3 protein-coding genes are annotated in these 4,045 nt (G+C 65.8%); 2 read left to right on the top strand and 1 reads right to left on the bottom strand.

What is annotated here, in order from left to right; translation table 11 throughout:
- Positions 1-148: 148 nt before the first annotated feature.
- Positions 149-760 (top strand): TIGR01620 family protein, encoded by a 612-nt coding sequence (locus ACESMD_RS07925; RefSeq protein ID WP_372611982.1) that lies wholly within the window; start codon positions 149-151, stop codon positions 758-760.
- A gap of 15 nt (positions 761-775) precedes the next feature.
- Here ACESMD_RS07925 and ACESMD_RS07930 read toward each other — a convergent pair whose 3' ends face one another.
- A complete protein-coding gene (locus ACESMD_RS07930; RefSeq protein WP_372611984.1) occupies positions 776-1,573 on the bottom strand; it encodes a Cof-type HAD-IIB family hydrolase in 798 nt (265 codons plus the stop codon).
- A gap of 209 nt (positions 1,574-1,782) precedes the next feature.
- On the opposite strand from ACESMD_RS07930, the gene ACESMD_RS07935 reads away from it, so the two are divergent.
- The gene (locus ACESMD_RS07935; RefSeq protein ID WP_372611986.1) at positions 1,783-3,723 is read left to right on the top strand and encodes an exoribonuclease II; all 1,941 of its coding nucleotides are present in this window, start codon (positions 1,783-1,785) and stop codon (positions 3,721-3,723) included.
- Positions 3,724-4,045 lie beyond the last annotated feature (322 nt).

Here is a 4,045-nt window from a genome sequence, read left to right on the forward strand (position 1 = left end):
CGGGGGGATGGAGCCTACTGCTGCTGTTCGCCCTGGGACTGGGCGGTACGGCGCTGATACGCGAGCTGTTTCGCCGGCGCCGGCTGAAGCGCCACGACATCCTGCGCGAGGCACTCGCCGGCCTCCCCGATGCCGGCCCCGCCAGGCCTTGTCGCTGGCACGACGCCTCAAGCGTAGCCTCGACCTCGACGATGACGACCCCCACTGGCAGAGTTTTCTGGCGGCCAGGGAGCCCCACCATGACGGCCGCGACATCCGCCTGCTGCTGGCCCATCACCTCCTGTCGCCCCGCGACCGGGAAGCCCGGCGCCTCGTCTCGCGGATGTCCGGTAAAACGGCGGTGATGGTGGCCGTCAGCCCCCTCACCCTGGTGGACATGCTGCTCGTGGCCTGGCGCAGCCTGGCCATGGTCGACCGCCTCTGCCGTCTCTACGGGCTCGAGCTGGGTTATGCCAGCCGCCTGCGCCTGCTCAAGAGCGTGCTCTACAACATGGCCTTCGCCGGTGCGACCGAGATCGCCAGTGAGGCGGGAATGGAAATCCTCTCGATGAACCTGGCCGGGCGCCTGTCGACCCGCGCCGGCCAGGGGCTGGGAATCGGACTGCTCAGTGCCAGACTCGGACTGCGCACCCTGCGCATGGCGCGGCCGCTGGCATTCCGTGAAGGTGAGGCACCCCACATGAGCGACCTGCGCAGCGAACTCTGGCAACAGTTGCGGCGCCTTGATGCCTCCGGGACCCGACAAGAAAAGCCTGACTAGGACCCTGTCGGACTCCTAGAGCGAAAATCGCCGGCGCAAGCATTCCGCCACGCCATTCTCGGCGTGGTGACCAATAGACCGTGCGCCCGGCACCCGGGATGAGAGCTCGGGATGGGCATTGGACATGATATGGGCCTCGCCGGCCAGGGCGAGCATCTCACTGTCGTTGAGATTGTCGCCGAAGGCCAGGCAGTCCTCGGGACCCAGAGACAACCGCGACAGCAAGGACGCGAGGGCCGACCCTTTGTTGACGCCACCGGCCATGAGTTCCAGGGCATTGGCCGTGGAATAAGTGACATGCAAGCGGTCTGCGTGCCGTTCGCGAACCTGCGCCTCAATTCCGACCAACTTGGCGGCTTCACCGATGTAGAGCACCTTGCCCACGCCTTCACCATCCAGATCGCCGGGCCCGGCGACCCGATAGCCGAAGCCGGTATGGGCGTGCAGCGCCAGCAGGCGGGGTTCCGGTGCGTCGATCAGCCAATCGTCATCGCGGTACAGGTTCAGGCGCACATCGGGATGCCTCGGCAACGCGATCAGCTCCCGGGCCATCTCGGGATCGAGATGAAAGGCCGCCAGCAGGTCATCATCGGGGCCGTGCAAGTAGGCGCCATTGGTACTGATGATATGGACAGGCACCCCGAGTCGCTCACGGAAGTTGAGCATGTCACGGAAATGACGACCCGAGGCGAAGGCCAGGTAGTGCCCTCGCAGGGCCAGTTCGCGCAGGGTGCCAATGGTCTCGGGGTCAAGGTCATGGTTGGCACCGAGGAGGGTGCCGTCCAGATCGGACACGATCAGTCGTGGGCTCATGGACATGGTGTCGTGGGGCTATCCGGTGTCATCGAGAAAGGCATAGCCTACCCAAGGCAACGGCGTCTGTCTTCCTGCCGACGGGTCGGCCCCGATGCCGGGACACTCGTAAATGACCCGCCATCGGCCTGACCATCCGGCGCCGAGGTTTGGCGCCAGGCCCGTAAATCCGTATAGTGATGCCCTTATCCCGCCACCCGATCGTGACCATGCTGCAGAACAACTCGCTGCTTGCCCAACTCAAGCAGAATCTCCGTGAAACGACCCCTCGTGTCGAGGGCGTGATCAAGGCCACCGACAGGGGCTTCGGCTTCCTGGAAACCGATGACGGGGAGTCCTACTTCGTCCCACCCCCCGCCATGAAGCAGGTCCTGCATGGCGACCGTATCGAGGCCATCGTGCACGAGGATGGCGACAAGCGATCCGTGGAGCCCGAGACGCTGATCGAGACGGGCATGAAACGTTTCGTCGCCAGGGTCCAGCTCCGCGAAGGGCGTCTCGCCGTGATCCCCGACCATCCGTCGGTGAAGAACGTGCTCAAGGCCCGTCTCAAGAACACCCTCGACGAGGCCAGCATCGGCGACGCCGACTGGGTGGTGGCCCGCCTGGTGCGCCATCCCCTCAAGCCCGACGACCGCGCCTTCTTCACCCAGATCGACGAACTGGTGGCCAAGAGCCACGACCCCGCGGTGCCGTGGCGCGTGACCCTGGCCCGCCATGCCCTGGAGCAGGAATGCCCGGACGCCGGCGACGACTGGCCGCTGCGCGATGAAGGGCTCGAACGGGTGGATATTACCGACGAACCCTTCTTCACCATCGACGGCGAGAAGACCCGGGACATGGACGATGCCCTGCGCGTCGTCTCACGCGAGGACGGCGGCTGGTCACTGAGCGTGGCCATCGCCGACCCCACCGCCTATGTCGAGGAGGGTCACGCCGCCGATCTGGAGGCCCGCACCCGCGCCTTCACCGTTTACCTGCCAGGGCAGAACGTCACCATGCTTCCCGAGCCGCTGGCCGACGACCTCTGCTCGCTGTGGGAGAACCGGGAGCGTCCGGTACTGGCCTGCACCCTGGAAGTCAATGCCGACGGTAGCCTGGGCGGCTATCGCTTCTTCGCGGCTACCATGCGCTCCCACGCCAAGCTCGCCTACGACCGGGTCTCCGACTGGCTCGAGGGCCTGGGCGACTGGACCCCGGCCGACGAGATCGGCAAGCAGCTAAAGGCGCTTGAGGCCATGACACTGGCACGCGCCGCCTGGCGGGCCGAGCATGCCCTGGTCTTCAAGGATCGTCCGGACTTCGTCTTCGATCTGGATGACGCCGGCAACGTGCTGGACATCCGCACCGAAGAGCGACGCATCGCCAACCGTATGATCGAGGAGTCGATGATCGCCGCCAATGCCTGCTGCGCCCGCCTGCTCTCCGAGCACGTCGGCCACGGCATCTTCAATGTCCACCGCGCCTTCGAGCCGGAGAAGGCCGAAGCCGCTCAGGAGTTTCTGGCCAGTCAGGACATTCAGGTGGAGCGCGAGCAGCTCACCGAACTGCCCCGCTACACCGAGCTCAAGCGCGAGCTCGAGGGCCGCGATGACGCCTGGCTGGACGCCCGCCTGCGTCGCTTCCAGGGCTTCACCAGCATGTCCGCCCTGCCCGGGCCGCACTTCGGCCTGGGCCTGGCCGCCTACGCCACCTGGACCTCCCCCATCCGCAAGTACGGCGACATGGTCAACCATCGCCTGATCAAGCGTGTGCTCAAGGGCGAGCAGGCCCCGGCCGAGGCCACCCAGTCACTCACCGACCAACTGACCGAGCGGCGCAAGCTGAACCGCATGGCGGAGCGTGACGTCAAGGACTGGCTCTATGTGCGCTACCTGACCCCTGCGGCGGAGGCCCAGGAGACTTTCGAGGCCGAGATCATCAACGTCAACCGCGGGGGCATGCGGGTTCGCCTGACCGCCAATGGCGCCACCGCCTTCATTCCCGCGCCGATGATGCATAGCGATCGCGCCAAGGTCGCCATCGACGACAAGGAAGGTCGCATCCAGATCGAGGGTGAGGAACGCTTCAAGCTGGGCGACGTCATCCGCGTGGCGCTGATCGAGGCCCGCGAGGAAACCCGCTCGCTGGTGGGGCGGCCCGTGGAGTGACCCCATCACTTTCACACCCCTGATGCCGACGAAAGGAAAACCCGGGGCTATCCGTCGCCTCACTCTGCCCCACGCCCCTGTCAGCCCTGCCTGGAGCCACAGACAACGCCTCATGTCGATCTTTCCTCTTGTAGCAGCCTGAAGAGAAAAAGGCTTTCCAGCCTATACCGAAACGGGCTTGGCTGGCAGGCACCTGGCGTTCTGAAGCAGTCCCCTCTCTGGACCACTTGACGACTCATCAGCCGCCTGTGCGGCGGCAAACAGCTGCGTGCTGCGCAGCGCCGAGCGCCCCGACTCATCAGCCGCCTGTGCGGCGGCAAAC

Origin of the sequence: Halomonas sp. (assembly GCF_041689495.1) — a bacterium.
Classification (GTDB): domain Bacteria; phylum Pseudomonadota; class Gammaproteobacteria; order Pseudomonadales; family Halomonadaceae; genus Halomonas.

Excerpts from the sequence above, each read along its gene's own strand:
- ACESMD_RS07930 (WP_372611984.1), bottom strand. The coding sequence starts at position 1,573 with ATGAGCCCACGACTGATCGTGTCCGATCTGGACGGCACCCTCCTCGGT.
- ACESMD_RS07935 (WP_372611986.1), top strand. The coding sequence starts at position 1,783 with ATGCTGCAGAACAACTCGCTGCTTGCCCAACTCAAGCAGAATCTCCGT.